Below are 21461 nucleotides of genomic sequence, written 5' to 3'. Positions count from 1 at the left end.
GGAGCGCGTGGCCCCGACGGGTGGCCCGTGCGCGGGCGCCCGGCCCGCGCACGGCTCGCTCGGGGTCAGTCCCGCTCGACCACCCGGTTGCTGATGGTGCCCAGGCCCTCGACCGTGACGGCCACTTCCTGGCCGACCTGGACGGGGCCCACACCGGCGGGCGTGCCGGTCAGGATCACGTCACCCGGGAGGAGGGTCATGAACGAGCTGACGTGGGAGATGATGCCCGCGATGTCGTGGATGAACTGTGATGTACGTCCATCCTGACGCGTCTCACCGTCCACGGTGGTGGTGACCCGCAGGTCCTGGGCCTCCTCGATGCTCAGCCCGGTGGTGATCCACGGGCCGATCGGGCAGAAGGAGTCGAACCCCTTGGCCCGCGTCCACTGCTTGTCCTTCTTCTGCAGGTCACGGGCGGTCACGTCGTTGGCGACCGTGTACCCGAAGATGACGTCCTTGGCGCGCTCACGCGGCACCTCGCGGCAGGGGCGGGAGATGACGATGGCCATCTCGCCCTCGAAGTCGACCCGCTCCGAGGCCGCCGGGTAGAAGACCGGGTCCTGCGGGCCGGTCACGGCCGTGGACGGCTTGAGGAACACCACCGGTTCGTCGGTGGTCTCCCCCGTGACGTCCTTCATCTCCTCGACGTGATCGGCGTAGTTCTTGCCGATGCACACGACCTTCGTCGGCAACACGGGTGACAGCAGTCGCACGTCGGCGAGCCTGGCGCGCTCACCGGTGAGCTTGATGTCACCCATCAACGGGTGGCCGCTCAGTCGGGCGACGAACTCCTCCCCACTGTCCGTGTCCGTCTCGACCAGACCGAAACCGACCTCGTCGCCGGACGCGAAACGTGCGATACGCACCTGAATCCTCCAAGCAGCCCACTTCGACTCACTGTCCGAGTGAAGCGTAACCGCGTGGGAGTATCGATCGTGTCCGCAAGCCCTACCCTTTGTGGGTCCACGACTCTGGCATGCTGGGTTTCGATGACCGTCGAGAGGTGGAGGGACCGTGGGTTCACGTGGTACCCGTGCCCGGCACCGCCGGCGCAGGAACCCCATGGGGTTGGCCATCGGTGTGTGCCTGGTCTCCGGGGCCTCCGCTGTGTTGATGGTGAGCGTCCCCGAGCCGAATGACGAGCTCGACAGCACCCAGGAGACCTCCGCCGAGGGTCCCGTCGGCGAGGGAGACCCGGACGGCGTCCGCCGGCATCCCGCCGCGTCCCCCGCCGAGACCGGGGGCGCCGAGACGGACGCGGAATCCGACGCCTCACCCGACCCGAGCGCCACTCCCACCGAGGAGGAGACCCCGGTGCTGCTGCGCTCGGTCGAGGACGAGGTCGACACCGCCGACGGCGACATCCGGGTCATGAAGGGCGAGAGCGAAGCGATGGGCGAGGGTCCGCTCACCACCTTCGCCGTGGAGGTCGAGAAGGGTCTGCCCGGCGATGACTCGGACTTCGTCGAGGCCGTCGAGCTGATCCTGGGCGACCCCCGCAGCTGGGGCGAGGAGGGCTCCCGCTCCCTGCAACGCGTGGACGGCGACGACGCCGACATCCGTGTGCTGCTGGCCGCGCCCGACACCGTGGACCGTCTGTGCGCGCCGCTGAACACCAACGGGTTCGTCTCCTGCGCCAACGGCAACCGCGCCATCATCAACCAGAACCGCTGGGTCGCGGGCGTGGAGGACTTCGAGGACGACCTGGAGACCTACCGCGTCTACGTGATCAACCACGAGGTCGGCCACACCCTGGGCCATGGGCACGTCGACTGCCCCGGCGAGGGCGAGGTGGCCCCCGTGATGCAGCAGCAGACCCTGGGGTTGCAGGGCTGCGAGGCCAACGGCTGGGTCGACCCCGACGCCGACTGACGTCGCGCGACCTTTCGATCGCCTCGCGTGGCTTCGCCGGCATGGAGCGTTCGAACCGTGTTCGATGGGCTCGGCGCCGTCGTTCAGAATCCCCGTACACGAGGGGCGGGGCCGCGACGACGCGCCGCGGCCCCGCGCCTCCTACCGGGTGAACCCGGTCGATGCTCAGTCCTCCACGGACAGGTTGTACTCCTCGATGGTGCCGCCCACGCCCTGGGCGGCCTCGGACATGGCCTCCTCGGCGGTCGCGTCACTGGTCAGGGCGGCCTCCCAGCCCTCTTCGGCGGCGACGCGGGCCTCGGACATCACGCCCATCATGCAACCGGCGGTGTTCTCGTTGATCTCGGAGTCGGCGAGCTGGTTCGCGGCCACGGAGAACTGCGGGAACTCCTCGGAGCGCTCCTGCGCCTCGGGACCGTCGTAGCCCTCGGTGTTGACCGCCAGGTAACCGGTACCCGCGTGCCAGGTCGACTGGGCCTCGGGGGTCAGCAGGTACTGCACGAACTCCCAGGAACCGCGGACCTCCTCCGGGCTGTGGCCCTCACCGTTGACCCACAGGGAGGCGCCGCCGATGATCGAGCCTCCCGGGTCGCCCGCGCCGACCAGCGGGAAGTAGCCCGCGCCGACCTCGAAGTCGGACTGTTCGATGAAGCCGCCCAGGGAACCGGTGGACTCCAGGGTCATGGCGGCGCGGCCGGAGGTGAAGGCGGCCTGGCCGTCGTCGGTGTTGCGGCCGATCTGGACGGCGAGGTCGTCCTCGATCATCTGGTCCCACCACTCGACGAGCTCGATGATCTTGGGATCGTCGAAGAGCACCTCGGTGGCGCGACCGTCACGGCCGTTGGCGTTGTCGCAGTAGGGCACTGCGGCGCGCGCCATGAACTGCTCGATGTACCACCCGTACACCGCGGCGCCGAACCCGTACTGGACGACGGTGCCATCGTCGTCGGTGACGGTGAGTTCCTCGGCGGCCTCACGGATCTCGGCGAGGTCGGTGGGCGGGGAGTCCGGGTCCAGACCCGCCTCCTCGAACGCGTCCCGGTTGATGTACATCAGCGGGGTGGAGTTGTTGAACGGGAAGGACCGCAGCTCGCCCTCGACGGTGAAGTAGTTGAGGAGGGCCTCCTCGACCGTGGAGGTGTCGTAGTCGTCCTGGTCGAGGAAGGACTGGGCCGGCACGGTCTGCCCGGAGTCGATCATGAACTGGGTGCCCAGGTCGTAGATCATGATGAGTTCGGCGGTGTCGCCCTGCTGGATGGCGGCACGGTGGTTGGCCAGCGCGGTGTCGTAGTCGCCCTGGAAGGAACCGGTGACCTCGATCCGGCCCTCGTTCTCGGCGTTGAAGCCCGCGATGAGCTCGTCGAGCACCTGGCCGTTGGTGGCGTCCATGCTGTGCCAGAACTCGACCTGGACCGCCTCGTCGAGTCCGTCCAGCACCTCCGGGCCGGGTGCGGTGAGGTCGGAGCCACCGCCACCATCGTCTCCGGAACACGCGCTGAGCAGCAGGCCCAGGCTCGCGAGCAGGGCGGCGGCCTTGACGCCTCGCCGTCGGGGGAAGGTTGTCATCTTTCTCGTCTCCACTAGGTGTTTCGCGCCCTACTTGACCGCGCCCGCGGTGAGTCCTCGAACGATGAAGCGCTGTCCGAAGATCACGAGGGCGAGTGTGGGGAGGACCGACAGCGCGGCGCCGGCCAGGAGGAGTCCGGGGTTGGAGTACTCCCCCACCTTGAGGCTGTTGAGGCCGATCTGCAGGGTCTGCATCTCGGTGCTGCGGGTGATGATCAGCGGCCAGAAGTACATGTTCCAGCTGGTGATGAACACGTACATGCCGACGGCGGTCAGGGCCGGTTTGCTCAGCGGCAGCAGGATGGTCCATAGGAACCGCAGGTGACCCATGCCGTCGATGCGCGCGGCGTCGAACAGCTCGCGGGGGAACTGCTTGAAGCTCTGGCGTAGGAGGAACGTGCCGAAGGCGTAGGCCAAGAACGGCATGACCAGACCGGCGTAGGTGTCGCCCATCCCCCACCCGGTGATGGTCAGGTAGTTGGGAATGAAGGTCGCCTCGGCCGGCACCATCAGCGTGGACAGGAACAGCGCGAAGACGATCGCGCTGCCGCGGAAGCGCAGGAACACGAACGCGTACGCGGCCAGGGCGGAGGTGAACAGCTGGCTCACCGTGATGATGCCCGCCATGACCAGCGAGTTCCCGTACATACGTAGCAGCGGCACCGCGTCCAGGGCGCCCTGGACGTTCTCCAGGTTCACGCCGGTGGGCAGCAGCCTCGGCGGGAAGGCCGACAGGTCCTGAGACCCCATGAGCGCGCCCGCGAACACGTAGTAGACGGGGAACATCACCGGGATCAGGAAGACGGCCAGCGTCAGGTACAGCAGGACACGGCCCGCGATGTGCCCTGGCGTGCGCCGGTGCCTGGTGCGGACCGCCCCGGTGCGGGCGGGTGCGGTCTCACGTTCGAGGGTCGTCATGAGTAGTGCACCTTCCGCTCGATGACACCGAACTGGAGCGCGGTGCACACCAGGACCACCAACAGCAGGACGAGCGCCTGGGCGCTGGCCCGACCGAAGTCGCTGGTGCCGTAGGCGAAGGCGTCCTGGAAGATGGAGTAGACGAGGGTGGTCGTGGAGCCGACCGGCCCTCCGCCGGTGAGGATGTGGATCTGGCCGAAGCTCTGTAGCGCGTTGATCGTGGAGATGACGATCAGGAAGAAGAGCTGCGGTCCGAGCATCGGGATGGTGACGTCCCAGGCCAGCCTCGGCCCGGTGGCGCCGTCGATGCGGGCGGCCTCGTTGATCTCCTTGGGGATGGAGCCGATGCCGGCGGCCAGCACCAGCACCCCGTAGCCCAGGTTCATCCACACGGTGGTGATGACGATGGACCACAGGGCCATCTCCTGCGAGGTCAGCCAGGGCACCTGATCCAGGCCGAAGCGGTACAGGATGCCGTTGAGCACGCTGTTGCCTGGACTGTAGAAGACCGCGAAGATCACCGAGGCGCTGGCCACGGAGAAGGCGAACGGTACCGCGAAGGCTCCACGCAGGAACTTCTGTCCACGGATCACCCCCTCCAACAGGAGGACGATGATCAGCGCGCCGACCACGCCCGGTACGACCACTCCGACGCTGAAGAGCACGGTGGTGATCAGCACCTGGACGTACTCGGGAGAGGCCATCTCGGCGAAGTGGCTCAGGCCGACGAACCGGTTCGGCCTGCCGATGATGTCGTTGCCGTGCAGCGACAGATAGATGGTGCGGCCCAGCGGGTAGACGAGGAAGAGCGCGAAGATCGCCACGGAGGGGCCGAGGAAGCCCCAGGCGAGCAAGGCGTCTCTTCCGACTCGGGCTCGTTTCCTACGGGTCTTGGGGGATGGCGGTGACACGGCCGGACGGTCGGTCGCCGAACCGGTGGTCACGCCGTTACCTCCACCCCGTGTGCGAATCGTGGGTGAGGACACGTCCCGAAGTCTTCAGGTGGTGCGTGACCTGCGCTTCGCGGGAAGACGAACAGCGCACCAACGGAGGGGCGCACCACGGTTTCGTTCGACATCTATCACCACTCGTCCATCGCGAATCGGCTGAAAGTTCGCAGTATCGAGTGGTCCGGGTCACGGTGGCTATGACCCTTCGGACAGGCCTTTCTTACCTGTAAGTAAGTTTCAAGCCCGTGACCTGCACCGTGCATCGAACGGGTCCGGTCGGGTGACGGAGGAACGTGACGATTCCGTCACCCGACCGACCATCGAAGCGCTAGCGGAGGCGTGGAACGAACACCGCGCCTAATCCCTCGGGTAGCCCTGGCGCAGCAGACCGTAGGTGAGGGCCTGCTCCAGCGCGACCCAGGAGGCGTCGACGACGTTGGGGCCCACGCCCACCGTCGTCCACTCCCCCGTTCCGTCGCTGAAGGTGATGAGGATCCGGGTGATCGCGTCGGTACCCGAGGCGCCCTCCAGGATGCGGACCTTGTAGTCGGTCAGCTCCAGGCCGGCCAGCGCGGTGTAGGCGTTCTCCATCGAGCCGCGCAGCGCCCGGTCCAGGGCGTTCACCGGGCCGTTGCCCTCCGCGGTGGCGATCACGCGCTCGCCCTTGACCCGCAGCTTCACGGTGGCCTCGGTCAGGCTCACGTAGTCGCTGGACAGCGGACCCGACCCGGTGGCCGGACGACGTTCGGTCAGCACCCGCCAGGATTCGGTCTCGAAGTAGCGGACGGGCTCACCCATCTCCTCGCGCAGCAACAGCTCCAGGGAGGCGTCGGCCGCCTCGAAGCTGTACCCGGACAGTTCCAGGCCCTTGACCCGGTCCACGACCCGGCCGGACAGACCACGATCGTCGGACAGGTCCAGACCCAGCTCCTGGGCCTTGAGCTCCACCGAAGCGCGCCCGGCCATGTCGGATACGAGCATGCGCATCCGGTTGCCGACCAGCTCCGGGTCGGTGTGCTGGTACAGGTCGGGGTCGACCTTGATCGCCGAGGCGTGCAGGCCCGCCTTGTGCGCGAACGCCGATACCCCCACGTAGGGCTGGTGGGTGTCGGGGGCCAGGTTGACGATCTCGGCGATCGTGGTGGCCACCCGGGTCATCTCGCCGAGGCAGCCCTGGGGCAGCACCTCACGGCCGTACTTGAGGGTGAGCGCGCCCACCACGGAGAACAGGTTGGCGTTGCCCACCCGCTCGCCGTAGCCGTTGGCGGTGCACTGCACGTGGGTGGCTCCGGCGTCCACGGCGGCCAGGGTGTTGGCGACGGCGCAGCCGGTGTCGTCCTGGGCGTGGATGCCCAGGCGCGCACCGGTGGCCTCCAGCACCTCGGTGACCACGCGGCGGATGTCGCCGGGCAGCATGCCGCCGTTGGTGTCGCACAGGACCACCACGTCGGCGCCCGCCTCCGCGGCGGAGCGCACCACGGACAGGGCGTACTCGGGGTTGTGGTGGTAGCCGTCGAAGAAGTGCTCGCAGTCCACGAACACGCGCTGCCCGTGTTCACGCAGGTGCGAGACGGTGTCGGAGACCATGGCGAGGTTCTCGTCCAGGGTCGTGCGCAGGGCACGTTCGACGTGGCGGTCGTCACTCTTGGCGACAAGGGTGACGACCGACGCGCCGCTTTCGCGCAGCGCGGCCACCTGTGGGTCGTCGGCGGCCTTCACACCGGAACGGCGGGTCGCGCCGAACGCGGTGAGTCGCGCGTGTTCCAGCTGGAGCTCTTGTGAAGCCCGCTGGAAGAACTCGGTGTCCTTGGGGTTGGAGCCGGGCCAACCGCCCTCGATGAACGCCACCCCGAAGTCGTCCAGCTGCTTGGCGATGGCCAGCTTGTCGGAGACCCGAAGGTTGATCCCCTCGCGCTGGGCTCCGTCGCGCAGCGTGGTGTCGAAGACGTGGAAACTGTCGTCCCTCATTGGTGGAACTCCCGAAGGTGGATGTGCACGGCGGCCCCGGCCAACAAAAAAGACCCCTCGTGGACACGAGAGGTCAGCGCGCTGGCAGGGTCCGGATTCTCTTCCCTGCGTCATCGCGGGAAGTCGTCAGCCAGCGCGCCCCTGAATAATCACGACCTGGGACGGCATGGGGCCAGTGTGCCATACCGGCCCCGAAGAGTCGCACCTCGGGGCCGGTTTGTCTCACTCTTCAAGACGCGAATTTCCCACTACGGACATCTCGGACCTCAGGGACCCGCGGGGGCCGGGGTCTGCGGAACCACGGCGGACTCGGCCTCCTGGGTCATGGCGTCGAGCTCCTCCTGGGTGATGAGCGGCTCCATCGGCGGGCGGTCCTGCGGTGTGTTGAGGATCTCGTCCAGGATCTCCCCGCGCGGGTCGACCCACCCGGGATCGCCCTGCGCGGGAGGGGCCGGAGCCTCCGGCTCGGCCTCCTGTCCACCGCCGGGCGCCGGATCACCGGCCGGGGCGACGGCTTCGCCGTGGTGCGCCTCCTCCGCGACGTGCTCCTCCTCCGGTTCGTCGGGGTGGAGCAACGGGGTCACCGTGCGCTCGGAGTCGGAGGGTTCGTCGGCGGACTCCGAGGGGGTCGGGGCCGGCGGGTTCAGCGCCGCCGACACCTCCGCCGCGCCGTAGGCGACGGCTCCCACCACCAGACCGGCGCAGGCGGTCAGGGCGACCCTGCCCGGCCACGGGGATCGGGGGCGGGCGTGGGCGGAACCGTCCGGGGCGGGGGACGGGGACTCGGTCATGGGGGACTCCAGGGGATGAGGGGGATCGATGACACGGGCCGCCCGGGACGCCCCGGGCGGCCCTCAGCCGACTAGAACTTGGTGATCCAGTCGTACTTGTCGGCGCGCAGACCCGTCTGCAGGCCGACGAGCTCCTCGCGCAGCCGCATGGTGACCGGGCCCGGGGTGCCGTCGCCGATGGTGAACTCACCGTCGTCGCTCTTGACGTGACCGACCGGGGTGACGACCGCCGCGGTACCGCAGGCGAACACCTCGGTCATCTCACCGGACTCGGCGGCGCTCCTCCACTCGTCGATGGACAGGGGCTTCTCCTCGGCGGGGATGCCCAGGTCGGGGGCGAGCCTGAGCAACGACTCGCGAGTGATACCGGGCAACAGGGTTCCGGTCAGCGAGGGGGTGCGCAGGCGCGCGTTCTCGCCCTCGCCGAACACGAACCACAGGTTCATGCCGCCCATCTCCTCGACCCAACGGTGCTCGCGGGCGTCCAGCCACACGACCTGGTCGCAGCCCTTCTCCACTGCCTGCGACTGGGCCAGGAAGCTCGCGGCGTAGTTGCCGGCGACCTTCGCGGCACCGGTGCCGCCCGGGGCGGCGCGGGTGAAGTCCTTGGACAACCAGACCGTCACCGGCTGGACGCCACCGGAGAAGTAGGAACCCACCGGCGAGGCGATGAGCAGGTAGACGTAGCTGCGGGAAGGGTGGTTGACCCCCAGGCCGACGTCCGTGGCGACCATGAACGGACGAAGGTAGAGACTGAAGTACTCCTTGTCCGGGACCCAGTCGCCGTCGTGTTCGATGAGCAGTTCGATGGACTTGAGGAAGAGCTCCTCGGGCAGCGCCGGCATGGCCATGCGCGCGGCGCTCCGGTTGAAGCGGGCGGCGTTGGCCTCCGGGCGGAAGGAGGCGAGCGAACCGTCCGGGTGACGGTAGGCCTTGAGCCCTTCGAAGATCTCCTGCCCGTAGTGGAGGGCGGCCGTGGCGGGGTCCAGGGACAGCGGGCCGTACGGTTCGATTTTGGCGTCGTGCCAGCCCTCGCCCTCGGTGTAGCGGATGCTCACCATGTGATCGGTGAACACCTGACCGAACCCGGGGTTCTCCAGCAGTGCCTCACGTTCGGACGGGGTCTTCCGCCGGTCGGAGAGCTGGACGTCGAACGTCAACCCAGTGGTGGTGGTGTTGTTGTTCATGTTGTCGGTGGTCCTCTCGGGTGCATCGGGTCGGCAGCGCCGCCGACCTGGAATCTAGTGTGTCGGAAGAGCGCACCCGGGGCCAGAGCGGACCATGGACGGTCGCACGGACGACGGGCGCGCCGGATGTTCCGGACGCGCCCGTTCGTGGGTCATGAGGTGGCTGAAGTCCCGCTACGGCCGCGCCCGCTGTTCGAGGCAGGGCCGGAAGCGGTCGCCTCAGCCCTGCTCGGCTACTCGCGCGGCGAGGTCGTCGCCGATCCGGGAGGTGGACCGGACCGCGTCGCTCTGGGCGCGGGTCTTCAGGTCGATGGAGACCGCCTGCTCGATGCGGCGAGCGGCCTCGGGAACCCCCAGGTGATCCAGCATCGCCGCGGCCGACAGCACCGTGGCGGTCGGGTCGGCCTTTCCCTGGCCCGCGATGTCGGGCGCCGAGCCGTGGACCGGCTCGAACATGCTGGGGAAGGTGTTGTCGGGGTTGATGTTACCGCTGGCGGCGAGGCCGATGCCGCCGGTGATGGCGGCGCCGATGTCGGTGATGATGTCGCCGAACAGGTTGTCGGTGACGACCACGTCGAAGCGGCCCGGCTGATTGACGAAGAACATCGACGCGGCGTCGACGTGGCAGTAGTCCACGGACACCTGCGGGTACTCGGCGCCGACCTCCTTGACCGTGCGCTGCCACAGCTCGCCGGCGAAGGTCAGGACGTTGTCCTTGTGCACCAGCGTCAGCTTCTTGCGGGGACGCTCGGCGGCCTTGTCGAAGGCGTACCGGACCACGCGCTCGACCCCGAAGCGGGTGTTGACACTGTCCTGGGTGGCGATCTCGTGCGGGGTGCCCTTGCGCAGCACACCGCCGGCGCCGGCGTAGGGGCCCTCGGTGCCCTCCCGAACGACCAGCATGTCGATGTCCTCGGGGGAGACATCCGCCAGGGGGCTGTCCACGCCGGGGTAGAGCCGGACGGGGCGCAGGTTCACGTAGTGGTCGAAGTCGAAGCGCAGGCGCAGCAGCAGGCCGCGCTCCAGGACGCCGCTGGGGACGGAGGGATCGCCGACCGCGCCCAGGTAGATGGCGTCGTGTCCGCGCAGTTCCTCGGCGACGGTGTCGGGCAGCGTCTCACCGGTGCGGTGCCAGAGCCGGGCGCCGAGCTCGTATTCGGTGGTCTCGATGGCCAGGTCGTGTTGGGCGGCCACGACCCCCAGCACCTTGAGGCCTTCGGCGACGACCTCGGGGCCGATCCCGTCTCCGGGGATGACGGCCAGTTTCACGGTGCGCGCTGCCATACGGACTGCCTCTAACTCAGACGTGACCACGCCCGTGTTTCTCACATGACGAGATCAAATGAACAGTAGGTGAGACAACTGTACCGGCCCGAACGACCGGCACAGTCCCCCACCCGCGAATTCGCTCAGGCGCGACGGTTGATCGCGTCCTGCAGGGCGCGAGCGATCTCGTCGTCGGTGTCGGGCGCGGACGGGTACTCGATCATGTCGTACATGTGATCCTCCGGATGCGTCGTGCGACGGCGCCCGAGCACGACGGGGCCATCACCGCTGAACGGCGTGGGCGACGGTGTCCACGAAAGAAGGGGGACAAGGAGTTCGCCCCGGCGGGATCGCCTGCCGGAGTCGCCGGAACGGGCCCCGGTGGGGGCGGGTTCGGCGTGGATCGTGGCGCCCGGCAGTGTGCCTACACCACTGACTCCTAGGACTTCAGACTATCGGATGTCCAACTATATGACCAGAACTTCTCACCATGTGAGAAGCCTTTGTGTTTTCGCTGATCAGAACGGTGAAAACGAACCGCATCGACGCGGAGATCGGCCCTGTGTCACCTCCGGAGCCCGCCGAGCAACAACCACGCACCGCGTCCCTGGGTCAGCGCCCGAATCCGGCGTTCCCATCGCTCGACCTCCGTCCGCCAGCGGGTCGCGTCCCTCTCCGCCTTGCGCATCTTCTTGTGCCAGTCCTTCGGCGGCCCCTCACCGCCCCTCTCCGACACGGTGAGAACCTCGGCGTGATCCAGCACGTGCACACCCCACAATCGGGCGACGGCGGCGTCCCGGCCCGCCATGTCCGCCCCCAGGTGCCGCGCGCGAGCGAAGGCCGCAGTGCGCTCCAGACGCAGTGGTTCGGCCCTTCCGCCCGCGCCCACGGATCGGACGAGACCGGCCCCCTCACGGTCGGCGGCCCCTGTCAGGACACGTACCGCGCACCTCCTCGGGCGTGTACCGGGAGACAGCAGGAGCCGGAAGGGGACGTCCGGGTCGGGCTCCGGTTCGGTTTCCGCGAAGCGCGTCCTCGGCTCACAGCGGTAGTTCTCGTGGAGGAGTCGCACGTCAACCGCCGGGTCGTCGATCGTGGCGTGTCGCCCCGGTGTGACCCACCGCCATTGGCCCACCAAGGTGACCCGGATGTCCGCCACGTCACCCGCGAGCAGGGCGTCCACCGTTTCGACCACGTCGTCGAACGTGCGACCCACCGTGTCGACCACCACGTCGACGAAGGGCACCTGCCAGGTCCGCCCGGGTATCCGGCGGCGAGTGTACTTGCGAGGAACCCGGTTCTCCAGGAAGGGACGCCCATAGCGCGCCGCCTCCTCCCCTCGTCGCTCCGTCGTCGGTACTCCCAGATGCAGACCCACGGACTCTTGCTCCGGGACGAACACCGCGCCCCGTTGCGAAAGCCGGTACCCGAGTTCGCTGTCCTCTCCCAGGACCAGGTCCGGTGACGTCCCACCGACCGCCTCGAACAGCTCGCGCCGCGTCGAGGCCGTGGCCCCCGTGAACACCTCCCAGGCCCGGTGCCCGGCCGAGCGCAGACCATCGGTGCCTTCCAGGATCTCGGCCATCCACTCCATGCCGCTCGCGCCCGGGAACAGGTGCTCGTCGGTCTCCGCCCGGGACACGTGCTCGTGGACATCGGCGGGGGTGAACTCGCGGCCCCGCTCCTCACCGAAGACCGTCCGACCCATGACGACGAGGTAGTCGGCCAGATGGTGCCACCTCATCTGCGCCTCGACGTGCCGCCGACCGACGACCATGTCGGCGTCCAACCGCAGCACGACCGACGTCGAGCAGGCCCTCACACCCGCCCCGACCGCGTGCCCGGGCCCCCATCCCTTCTCCGGAGCGACCAGTAGACGGGTGTGCTCCGGGCGGATCGGAGGCAGCCGCAACGGCGGATCACTGCCGTCATCCACCACCACGACCTCCATCAGGCCGCCCGGATAACTCTGCGCCGCCAACGAGGCCAGGGTCAGATCCAACTTCTCCTGACCACCATGGGCCGGAACCACCACACCCACCGACAACTCGGGCTCCCACTCCCCCAGCGCGGGCGGCTCCAACACCGAATAGTCGTTACGGCGCAGCCTGGGACGCCGAGGGGGCTCGTTCTCTCCCACCACTGCGCGACCGTTCCTCGCGCCCGGTGTCTCGCCCTCGGCCATGTACCCTCCCCCGCCCATCAGCCGATGGCCCGACGCAGGAACCGACCGGCACGGCTCCCGGTCAACCAGCGGAACCGGTTCTCCAACTTCGTGGCGCGCGCCTTGTGGAACTCGGCCCGCGCCTGTTCCCGTTCCAACCGTGCCCGCCAGTCCTTTGGCGGTTCCTCCTCCGATCGGATCGAGGGTTCCTCCACCTCTTCACCCGGCATGGACAGCACCGACTCACCGGCGATCCAGTGCACACCGAAGAGTTCACCCACCATGGTGTCCAGGTCCTCGGCCCCCTCCCCCAAGCGCCGCGCACGGGCGAAGGCCGCCGCACGCTCCAGGCGAGGCCCGTCCAGGTCGTCGCCGACCCCGGTCACCAGGACCAGGCCCGCCCCCGTCTCGTTCGCCTTCGCCATCAGCAGGTGGATCCCATCGATGGTCGGGATCTGCCCGGGCCGGATCGACATCCGGAAGGGGACGTCCGGGTCGGGTTCCGACACGGTCTCGGCCAGACGTACTCTCGGCTCGCATCGGTAGTGCTCGTGGAGGAGCCGTGCCTCCAGCGCCGGATCGTCCAGGACCCGGTGCCGCCCCGACGTCACCCGCCACCATTCGCCTACCAGGTGGACCCGGACGTCGCACACCCGGCCCGCCAGCATCGCGTCCACAGTCGCGGCCACATCATCGAACCGGGCTTCCGTCGCGTCCAGCACCACGTCGACCCTCGGCACCTGCCACTGCCGTCCGGGCAGGTCCCGTCGCCCTCCGCTGAGGGGAAGCCTCGTGCCCACGAAGGGGCGACGGAACCGGGCCCCCTCCTCCTTGCGGGTCTCCATCTGCGGCAGTCCCAGGTGCCAACTACTGGTCTCCAGCTCAGGGACGAAGACCGCCCCGTTCTGAGCGAACCTGTATCCGAGATGGGTGTCCTCGCCGAGGACCAGTTCGGACGCGGCCCCACCGGACTCCTCGAAGAATTCCCGACGCACCGAACCGGTGCCGCCGATGAAGAAGTTGAACACCTTGTAGTCCGCGGTACTCAGGTTCCTCGTCCGCTTGTAGGCGCGGCGCAACCACCCCAGTTCCTCACCCGGTGTCCGGACCAACGCCTCCGGCTCTCCCCGACGCACCGCGTCGAACACCTCGGTCGGCTCCAACTCTCCGGGGTCGTGGTCGACACAGCGCAGGTGCCCGGTGACCGCCAGGTAGTCCGCCAGGTGGTGCCACCGCATCTGCGCCTCGACATGTTCCCGGAAGGCGATCATGTCCGCGTCGAAGAACAGGAGGACGTCGGCGTCGGTGGCCGCGGCTCCGGTCCGCACCGCGTGTCCGCGAGCCCAACCTCCGGGCAGGCTCGGTACGATCCGGGTGTGCTCCGGGTGGATCGGAGGCAGCCGCAACGGCGGATCACTGCCGTCATCCACCACCACGACCTCCATCAGGCCGCCCGGATAACTCTGCGCCGCCAACGAGGCCAGGGTCAGATCCAACTTCTCCTGACCACCATGGGCCGGAACCACCACACCCACCGACAACTCGGGCTCCCACTCCCCCAGCGCGGGCGGCTCCAACACCGAATAGTCGTTACGGCGAATGAGCGGGCGAGGCGCGGACCGCTTCCGCACCGGGTCGGCTTGAACAAGCGTCATCGTTCACTCCCGGATGTCGTCATGTCGAAGGGGCTCTCGCCGGCCGCCCTCACCGGCGCGTCCATGAGGTCGGGTTCCAGCAACACGCTGGGCCGCCAGCCACGCCACTGTTGGTGTGCTCCCCGCAAGAAGTAGCCGGGGTCCTCGCGCCAGGTGTGCCCGTCCGGCCTGCGGCGGATGACGCACCCCAGACCATGGGTGCGGTAGATCGCGCCACCCATAACGCGTATGTCGTCGAGGAGACCGGCGTCCTCATCGACCTTCCATGGCCGGAAACCGCCGACCTCCTCCATGACGGTGCGGTCGGTCAGCATCGCGGCACCGGTCACGTGCCGGGCGAAGCGCTCGGAGCGGACCGGGCGTCGAACGGTGAGATCCAACTGTTCCAGGTGGTAGTACTCCGTCGCGCAGCCGACCAGGTCTGCGCCGGAATAGCGGCGGGCCCACACCAGATCCGACAGATGATCCGGCCCATACCAATCGTCATCGTCCATCTTCGCCACCAACGAACCACTCGCCCGCGCGATCGCCCCGTTCAACACCGAACCGAACACCATCCCCGAATCCGGCTCCCACACCACCAGGGAACGCCCACTCCCCCGGAAGATCTCGACCGCCTCCGACACACCAGGAGCACCCACCCCGAAACCGTGCAGCGCCAACACCACCTCCACATCCACACCCCGCTGACGCCCCACCTGACGCAAAGCGAAACCCACCATCTCCGGCCGCCGCGTACACAAAACAACCGACACCGAAGGCTCTACCGACCCACCACCCGACCGATACCAACGCGCCTGCCGCCCGAACAGCCGCAACGCCACCCGCCGCAACCGCACACTGTGCTCCTCACGCAGCAGCTCGTCGACGAACCCCTCCTCACTCACTCGCCCGAGAAGCGCGTGGAGTTCCTCGCCCAAGGGCCGCGCCCACATCGGCGGTCGGGCTCCCACCAGCGGGATGCCCGCGGCGGCCAACCCGGCCACCGCACGCACCGCCGCCACCGGCCCACTGTGCCGCCCCCACTCCACCCGCACCGCACGCAGATCACGCAAACCCGCCACCACCACATCCGACACGGCACCGTCATCCGGCACCCGCCAACGCACCCCACCCCCCACGACCAACACCCAACGACCACCCCGCGAAACCAACCGCCCCACCTTGGCCGACGAAGACCTCGTGAACCCCATCGGATTCACCACCCGCTCATCCACAGCAGGCACCGCATCCACTGACAGACGGGAGGGTTCGGCCGCCCCGTGTACGGCGCCCGGCTCGCCCAGGCGCCGCCAAAGCCGCTCGGGCTCGGTTCCTTCCGGCGCGGCGGACGGTATGGACTCGACGGGACTCCGTCGTCCTCCCACCAGGGAGCGGGCCACCGCCATCAACACCTCACCCGACTCGACCGGGTCGGTGAAGGAGAACTCCCACGCCCAACCCCGATTCGGTAGACGGCGTGTCCTTGAGCTCAACAGGCCCTTCCACTGCCCGATACCCGGTGGGGCCGGTAGCGGCGGGCCCTGGCGCGGTACGGTGTCCAGCACGACGATCATGGCCCCGGCCGCTCGTGGAAGCCCGTTGCTCCTGCTCCAAGTGCGCAGGTCGATCGTGCTCGCCGCGACGAGCACGAGCAGGTCCACCTGTTCGTCCGCCGTCCCGCCCTCGCCCGCTCCCAGGTCCAGGGCCCGGACCCCGGCCCCTTCGGCCACACCCGCCACCACGCGGTCGGTGCGCGGGCCTACGTGGGCGACCAGGACCGACTTCGCTCCGTGTGCTCGCAACGCTCCGGTCAGCAGATCCCCGATCACCGCGTCACCCTCATGTCGTGTGCCCGATCCTCGGAGTCACCACCCAGGTCCCTCCAGGCGACGGCGAGTTCGGTGAGGGGAATGTCCTCGGGATCGGGCTCCAGCAACGCACTGGGCCGCCAGCCCCGGAGCTGGCGGTCCCCCGAGGCCTGGAGGAAATGGCCGGTGTCGACCCTCCAGGTGTGCCCACCAGCCTTGCGGCGGAGCACGTAGTTGCAGCCGTGACCACGGTGGATCCGGCCGCCCATGCGCTCGATCCCCATGAGCAGCCGGGTGTCCTCGGCCGTGGGCACCGGGGAGAAACCGCCCACCTCCTCCAGGGTCCTGCGGTCCATCAACAGGGTTCCTCCGGCCGCCCTGTGCCACAGGGCTTCGGTGGCCCCACCCAGACGCACGGTCCGATCCAGTGCTTCGAGGTAGACGAAGGAGGCCACGGCCCCCACCAGGTCGGCTCCGGAATAATGGCGGGCCGCCACCAGATCCGACAGATGATCCGGCCCATACCAATCGTCATCATCCATCTTCGCCACCAACGAACCACTCGCCCGCGCGATCGCCCCATTCAGAACCGAACCGAACACCATTCGCGAATCCGGCTCCCACACCACCAACTCACGCCCCGAAGCACGATAGGCATCGACCGCCTCCGACACACCAGGAGCACCCACCCCGAACCCGTGCAGCGCCAACACCACCTCCACGGCCACACCCCGCTGACGCGCCACCTGACGCAGAGCGAACCCCACCATCTCCGGCCGCCGCGTACACAGAACAACCGACACCGAAGGCTCTACCGACCCACCACCCGACCGATACCAACGCGCCTGCCGCCCGAACAGCCGCAACGCCACCCGCCGCAACCGCACACTGTGCTCCTCACGCAGCTGCGCATCGGCCATCCACGACTCGTCGACGGAAGCGACCGAACACGACAACTCACCGCCCAGGCACCGGGCCCAGACGGGCACCGGACCGCTCAGCAGCGGAATGCCCGCGGCGGCCAACCCGGCCACCGCACGCACCGCCGCCACCGGCCCACTGTGCCGCCCCCACTCCACCCGCACCGCACGCAGATCACGCAAACCCGCCACCACCACATCCGACACGGCACCGTCATCCGGCACCCGCCAACGCACCCCACCCCCCACGACCAACACCCAACGACCACCCCGCGAAACCAACCGCCCCACCTTGGCCGACGAAGACCTCGTGAACCCCATCGGATTCACCACCCGCTCATCCACAGCGGGAACACCCCCCACCGACACACCCGGCCCGCCAGCACGACCGACCAACGCGCCGGGGCGGCCCAACTCCTCCCAGGTGGGGCCCACGCCGACGGCACCGTCCGAGCTCTCCGGCACCGGTACTTCCCGGCCCTGGCGACCGCCCACCATCCCCTGGGCGACCGCACGAAGGACCGCCTGGACCTCCACCGGATCGGTGAAGGTCAACGCGCAGGACCAACCCCGGTCCGACAGGCGACCCACGTGGAAGTCCAGCAGCCCTTCCCACTGCCCCGAACCTGGCACCACCGGAAAGGGCGGCCCGATGTGGGGGGCCGAGGCCATGACCACGATCCGGACCTCAGTGGCCGACGGCAGCCCACCGCTCAGGGGGACGGCGGCACGCAGGTCCGCCGTGGTCGCCGCGAGGAGAACGAAGCGTTCGATGGCCCCCGCGAACGGGCGCCCGGCCGCGCGCCGCAGGTCGACAACCTCGATTCCGGGCTCAGGGCGGGCAAGGTTCGGTGCGGTTCGCACACCGATATGGCACAGCACCAGACGCCCCTGCCCACGCCCCCCGAGGGCCTCGGCCAGAACTCCATCCATCACGAGACCACCCGAGCGGCCACCGAGGCACCCCCGAATACCTGCACATCGGACAACCCGTCACGGATCTCCGTGCGCAGTTCGGTCACCGAATCGGCCACGGAGTCCAATCGATCGGTCAACTCATCGGCCCGGCCGAACAGTTCGGCCCGATTCTCCCCAGCGATCTCGGCGACCTCTCGCACCTGTCGATCGAAACCACGTCGCAATTGCCTGATCTGAACAGTGGTACGCCGCACCTGGATCACGAGCAGCACCACCAGGCCGGAGAGCGCCGCCAGAGCCGTGATCTGCACGGCCGACCAAACGTCGATCAGCCCTTGAGCGAACAACAGTCCGAGCATCGTGGACACCGCGACCGTGGAAGACAGGAACAGGAGAACAGGACGACGTCGCAGAAATCGCAATTCGAGCTCCATTCGAACAGATCGGTGGGGTTCCTCCAAAACCGACCACGAAGAACGCTCACATGCGGCCGGCCCGAGGACACGATTCCACTATCCCGGAGGCAGCAAGTTCCGAACAGATGCACGTCCCATAATTTTGCCAATTCTTGATGCACATTCAAACACCGAATCGGCAATTAGGAACGATCATCCCCAGTAACACATAAGGCCATTAACACAACAGAAAGGCCGCCCCGACCAGAGATCGATTAACGAAATCTGGACGGAACGGCCCCGTACCACCGGCCCGGAGTCAGTTCTCCAGGTCGATCTGGCGGACTATGTCCGCCTCGATCTCCGCGCCGATCGAGATCAGGATCTCGTCCGGCACCGCGGAGTCGACGGTCAGCGCGATCAGCGCCTTGCCGCCCTCCTTGTCCCGGATGACCTGCATGCCCGCGATGTTGACCTCGGAATCACCGAGCAGCGCGCCGACCTTGCCGACGATGCCGGGGCGGTCCTCGTAGGAGAGGAACACCATGTGCTCGTCGAGGCCGATCTCCATCGTGTAGTTGTTGATCTCCACCAGCTTCTCGGTCTGACGGGGACCGGTGAGGGTACCGGAGACCGACACCCGGGTGCCGTCGGCCAGCACACCGCGCACCGAGATCAGGTTGCGCCAGTCGCTGCTGTCGTCGCTGGTCACGAGGTTGACCTCGACCCCGCGCTCCTTGGCCAACAACGGCGCGTTCACGAACGTCACGGTGTCCTCGACCACGTCGGTGAACACACCCTTGAGCGCGGCCAACTCCAGCACCTTCACGTCGTGCTGGGCGATCTCGCCCCGCACCTCGACGTCGATGCGGGCGGCGAGCGCGCCGGCCAGCGACGTGAACACCCGACCCAGCTTCTCGGTGAGCGGCAGACCCGGCTTGATCTCCTCGGCCACGCCGGTGCCCTGCACGTTCACCGCGTCCGGCACGAACTCGCCCGACAGGGCCAGCTTCACCGAACGGGCGACCTGGGTACCGGCCTTCTCCTGCGCCTCGGAGGTGCTGGCGCCCAGGTGCGGGGCCACCACGACGTTCTCGAACTCGAACAGCGGGCTGTCGGTGGTCGGCTCCTTGGCGAACACGTCGATGCCCGCGCCGGCCACGCGCCCCTCCTTGATGGCCCGGTACAGGGCGTCCTCGTCGAGGATGCCGCCGCGCGCGGCGTTGATGACCCGGACCGAGGGCTTGACCTTGGACAGCGCCTCGTCGCCGATGAGGCCCAGGGTGTCCTTGTTCTTGGGCAGGTGGATGGTGATGAAGTCGGCGCGCGCCAAGAGGTCGTCGAGCGTGGTCATCTCCACGCCGATCTGCGCGGCGCGGGCCGGCTGCACGAACGGGTCGTAGGCGATGACCTTGGTGCCGAACGCGAGCAGGCGCTGGGCGACCAGCGCGCCGATACGGCCGAGGCCGACCACGCCGACGACCTTCTCGTACAGCTCCACACCCGTGTACTTGGAGCGCTTCCACTCACCGTTGATGAGGGCGTTGTGCGCGGGGGCGGTGTTACGGGCGCTGGCCAGCAGCAGGTTGATGGCCTGCTCGGCGGCGCTGATGATGTTGGAGGTGGGGGCGTTGACGACGAGCACGCCGGCCTTGGTGGCCGCGTCCACGTCGACGTTGTCCAGGCCCACACCCGCGCGGGCCACGACCTGGAGGCGATCGGCCGCGCCGACGGCCTCGGCGTCCACCTGGGTCGCGCTGCGCACGATCAGGGCGTCGACGCCGGTCAGGGCGGGAAGGAGCAGGGACCGGTCCGCACCGTCCACATGACGGACTTCGAAGTCCTCTTCGAGAAGCGCGATTCCGGCGGGCGAGAGCTTTTCCGCGACGAGTACGACGGGTTTGGGCACAACGGTTCCTTTTCAGGTGGTGCGACCCGATCGCGCAGGTGGAGGCGCTGCCCGAATCGGGTGTGACGGCCGATCCAAAGTCTACCTGTGGGGTAGGGAAGCCCACTGGGCAAGGGGCGGAAAAAGGGGGGAAAGATGTCTCACCTTCCCCCCTCGATCACGAATCCCGTGAGCTTCAGGCCTTGAGCCAGCTCATCAGCGGACGCAGCTCGGCGCCCACCTTCTCGATCTGCTCGGCCTGCTCGGCCTCACGACGCTTGGTGAAGGTCGGCTTGCCGTTGTCGAACTCGTCCATGAGCTCCTTGGCGTAGGTGCCGTCCTGGATCTCGCCGAGGATCTTGCGCATCTCCTCGCGGGTCTGCTCGGTGATCAGACGCGGGCCACGGGTGTAGCCGCCGTACTCGGCGTTGTCCGAGATCGACCAGTTCATCTTGGAGATGCCGCCCTCGTACAGGAGGTCGACGATCAGCTTCAGCTCGTGCAGGCACTCGAAGTAGGCGATCTCCGGCTGGTAGCCCGCCTCCACGAGGGTGGCGAAACCGGCCTTGACCAGCTCCTCCGTGCCACCGCACAGCACCGTCTGCTCACCGAACAGGTCGGTCTCGGTCTCCTCGGTGAAGGTGGTCTTGATGACGCCGGCCTTGGTGCCGCCGATGCCCTTGGCCCAGGACAGGGCCAGGTCCCAGGCCTGTCCGCTGTCGTCCCTCTCGACCGCGACCAGGCAGGGCACGCCGCGCCCGGCCTCGTACTGGCGACGGACCAGGTGGCCGGGGCCCTTCGGGGCGACCATGGCGACGTCGACACCCTCGGGGGCCTTGATGAGGCCATAGCGGATGCTGAAACCGTGCGCGAAGAACAGCGCGTTGCCGGCTTCCAGGTTGGGGGCGATCTCCTCGGTGTAGAGGTCACGCTGGATGTGGTCGGGGACCAGGATCATGATGACGTCGGCCTCGCGGGTGGCCTCCGCGGGGGTGAGGACGCGCAGGCCCTCCTCCTCGACCTTGGCCCGGCTCTTGGAGCCTTCGGCCAGACCGATGCGGACGTCCACGCCCGAGTCCCGCAGCGACAGCGCGTGCGCGTGACCCTGGCTGCCGTAACCGATCACGGCGACCTTCTTGCTCTGGATGAGCGCGAGGTCCGCGGCGTCGTCGTAGTACATCTCTGCTGCCACTTGGGATTACTCCTTGTTTCT

The 21461-nt window shown here is 68.3% G+C and carries 16 protein-coding genes; 1 reads left to right on the top strand and 15 read right to left on the bottom strand.

All coding sequences use genetic code 11. The features are described from left to right. Positions 1 to 65 precede the first annotated feature (65 nt). Positions 66 to 866 (bottom strand): fumarylacetoacetate hydrolase family protein, encoded by an 801-nt coding sequence (locus ACWGKS_RS02990; protein WP_358512784.1) that lies wholly within the window; start codon positions 864 to 866, stop codon positions 66 to 68. 196 nt (positions 867 to 1062) lie between these two features. Between ACWGKS_RS02990 and ACWGKS_RS02985 the strand changes: the two genes are divergently transcribed. Further along, positions 1063 to 1872: a DUF3152 domain-containing protein gene (locus ACWGKS_RS02985; protein ID WP_358512846.1), complete on the top strand. Its 810-nt coding sequence runs from the start codon at positions 1063 to 1065 to the stop codon at positions 1870 to 1872. A 165-nt stretch (positions 1873 to 2037) separates the two neighbouring features. Here ACWGKS_RS02985 and ACWGKS_RS02980 read toward each other — a convergent pair whose 3' ends face one another. From ACWGKS_RS02980 to ilvC, 14 genes are all read right to left on the bottom strand, one after another. Then, entirely contained in the window at positions 2038 to 3438 is a 1401-nt protein-coding gene (locus tag ACWGKS_RS02980) for an ABC transporter substrate-binding protein (protein WP_358512782.1), read from the bottom strand. Positions 3439 to 3468: 30 nt separating this feature from the next. Then, entirely contained in the window at positions 3469 to 4356 is an 888-nt protein-coding gene (locus ACWGKS_RS02975) for a carbohydrate ABC transporter permease (RefSeq protein WP_452521591.1), read from the bottom strand. Beyond that, positions 4353 to 5300 (bottom strand): carbohydrate ABC transporter permease, encoded by a 948-nt coding sequence (locus ACWGKS_RS02970; RefSeq protein WP_452521589.1) that lies wholly within the window; start codon positions 5298 to 5300, stop codon positions 4353 to 4355. The genes ACWGKS_RS02975 and ACWGKS_RS02970 overlap by 4 nt, the downstream gene beginning before the upstream one ends. A 363-nt stretch (positions 5301 to 5663) precedes the next feature. Then, entirely contained in the window at positions 5664 to 7274 is a 1611-nt protein-coding gene (gene cimA, locus ACWGKS_RS02965) for a citramalate synthase (RefSeq protein WP_358512776.1), read from the bottom strand. 266 nt (positions 7275 to 7540) lie between these two features. After that, positions 7541 to 8065: a hypothetical protein gene (locus ACWGKS_RS02960; RefSeq protein WP_452521587.1), complete on the bottom strand. Its 525-nt coding sequence runs from the start codon at positions 8063 to 8065 to the stop codon at positions 7541 to 7543. 71 nt (positions 8066 to 8136) lie between these two features. Beyond that, positions 8137 to 9252: a branched-chain amino acid aminotransferase gene (locus tag ACWGKS_RS02955; protein ID WP_452521585.1), complete on the bottom strand. Its 1116-nt coding sequence runs from the start codon at positions 9250 to 9252 to the stop codon at positions 8137 to 8139. A gap of 219 nt (positions 9253 to 9471) precedes the next feature. Next, a complete protein-coding gene (locus tag ACWGKS_RS02950) occupies positions 9472 to 10536 on the bottom strand; it encodes a 3-isopropylmalate dehydrogenase (RefSeq protein ID WP_358512770.1) in 1065 nt (354 codons plus the stop codon). Between the two features lie 547 nt (positions 10537 to 11083). Further along, positions 11084 to 12703 carry a glycosyltransferase gene (locus tag ACWGKS_RS02945; protein WP_452455777.1) on the bottom strand — a complete coding sequence of 540 codons (1620 nt, stop codon included), beginning with the start codon at positions 12701 to 12703 and terminating at the stop codon, positions 11084 to 11086. Positions 12704 to 12720: 17 nt separating this feature from the next. Continuing rightward, positions 12721 to 14337 carry a glycosyltransferase gene (locus ACWGKS_RS02940; RefSeq protein WP_358512766.1) on the bottom strand — a complete coding sequence of 539 codons (1617 nt, stop codon included), beginning with the start codon at positions 14335 to 14337 and terminating at the stop codon, positions 12721 to 12723. Then, entirely contained in the window at positions 14334 to 16148 is a 1815-nt protein-coding gene (locus ACWGKS_RS02935; RefSeq protein ID WP_452521582.1) for a glycosyltransferase, read from the bottom strand. The genes ACWGKS_RS02940 and ACWGKS_RS02935 overlap by 4 nt, the downstream gene beginning before the upstream one ends. Beyond that, positions 16145 to 17911 carry a glycosyltransferase gene (locus ACWGKS_RS02930; RefSeq protein ID WP_452521580.1) on the bottom strand — a complete coding sequence of 589 codons (1767 nt, stop codon included), beginning with the start codon at positions 17909 to 17911 and terminating at the stop codon, positions 16145 to 16147. Before ACWGKS_RS02930 ends, ACWGKS_RS02935 begins: the two co-directional genes overlap by 4 nt. 68 nt (positions 17912 to 17979) lie before the next feature. Next, on the bottom strand, positions 17980 to 18387 hold the full coding sequence (locus ACWGKS_RS02925; protein ID WP_358513567.1) for a hypothetical protein: 408 nt from the start codon (positions 18385 to 18387) through the stop codon (positions 17980 to 17982). A 292-nt stretch (positions 18388 to 18679) separates the two neighbouring features. After that, positions 18680 to 20269 carry a phosphoglycerate dehydrogenase gene (serA, locus tag ACWGKS_RS02920; RefSeq protein ID WP_358513565.1) on the bottom strand — a complete coding sequence of 530 codons (1590 nt, stop codon included), beginning with the start codon at positions 20267 to 20269 and terminating at the stop codon, positions 18680 to 18682. Between the two features lie 175 nt (positions 20270 to 20444). Next, the gene (gene ilvC / locus ACWGKS_RS02915; RefSeq protein ID WP_452455773.1) at positions 20445 to 21440 is read right to left on the bottom strand and encodes a ketol-acid reductoisomerase; all 996 of its coding nucleotides are present in this window, start codon (positions 21438 to 21440) and stop codon (positions 20445 to 20447) included. Positions 21441 to 21461 lie beyond the last annotated feature (21 nt).

It is taken from the genome of Nocardiopsis sp. NPDC055879, assembly GCF_053615935.1.
This window is presented reverse-complemented; position numbering and strand designations above follow the sequence as displayed.

Bases quoted from the DNA above. Each gene is read 5' to 3' on its own strand.
- ACWGKS_RS02985 (WP_358512846.1), top strand. From the start codon at position 1,063: ATGGGGTTGGCCATCGGTGTGTGCCTGGTCTCCGGGGCCTCCGCTGTG.
- ACWGKS_RS02980 (WP_358512782.1), bottom strand. From the start codon at position 3,438: ATGACAACCTTCCCCCGACGGCGAGGCGTCAAGGCCGCCGCCCTGCTC.
- ACWGKS_RS02975 (WP_452521591.1), bottom strand. From the start codon at position 4,356: ATGACGACCCTCGAACGTGAGACCGCACCCGCCCGCACCGGGGCGGTC.
- cimA (WP_358512776.1), bottom strand. From the start codon at position 7,274: ATGAGGGACGACAGTTTCCACGTCTTCGACACCACGCTGCGCGACGGA.
- ACWGKS_RS02960 (WP_452521587.1), bottom strand. From the start codon at position 8,065: ATGACCGAGTCCCCGTCCCCCGCCCCGGACGGTTCCGCCCACGCCCGC.
- ACWGKS_RS02955 (WP_452521585.1), bottom strand. From the start codon at position 9,252: ATGAACAACAACACCACCACCACTGGGTTGACGTTCGACGTCCAGCTC.
- ACWGKS_RS02950 (WP_358512770.1), bottom strand. From the start codon at position 10,536: ATGGCAGCGCGCACCGTGAAACTGGCCGTCATCCCCGGAGACGGGATC.
- ACWGKS_RS02945 (WP_452455777.1), bottom strand. From the start codon at position 12,703: ATGGCCGAGGGCGAGACACCGGGCGCGAGGAACGGTCGCGCAGTGGTG.
- ACWGKS_RS02940 (WP_358512766.1), bottom strand. From the start codon at position 14,337: ATGACGCTTGTTCAAGCCGACCCGGTGCGGAAGCGGTCCGCGCCTCGC.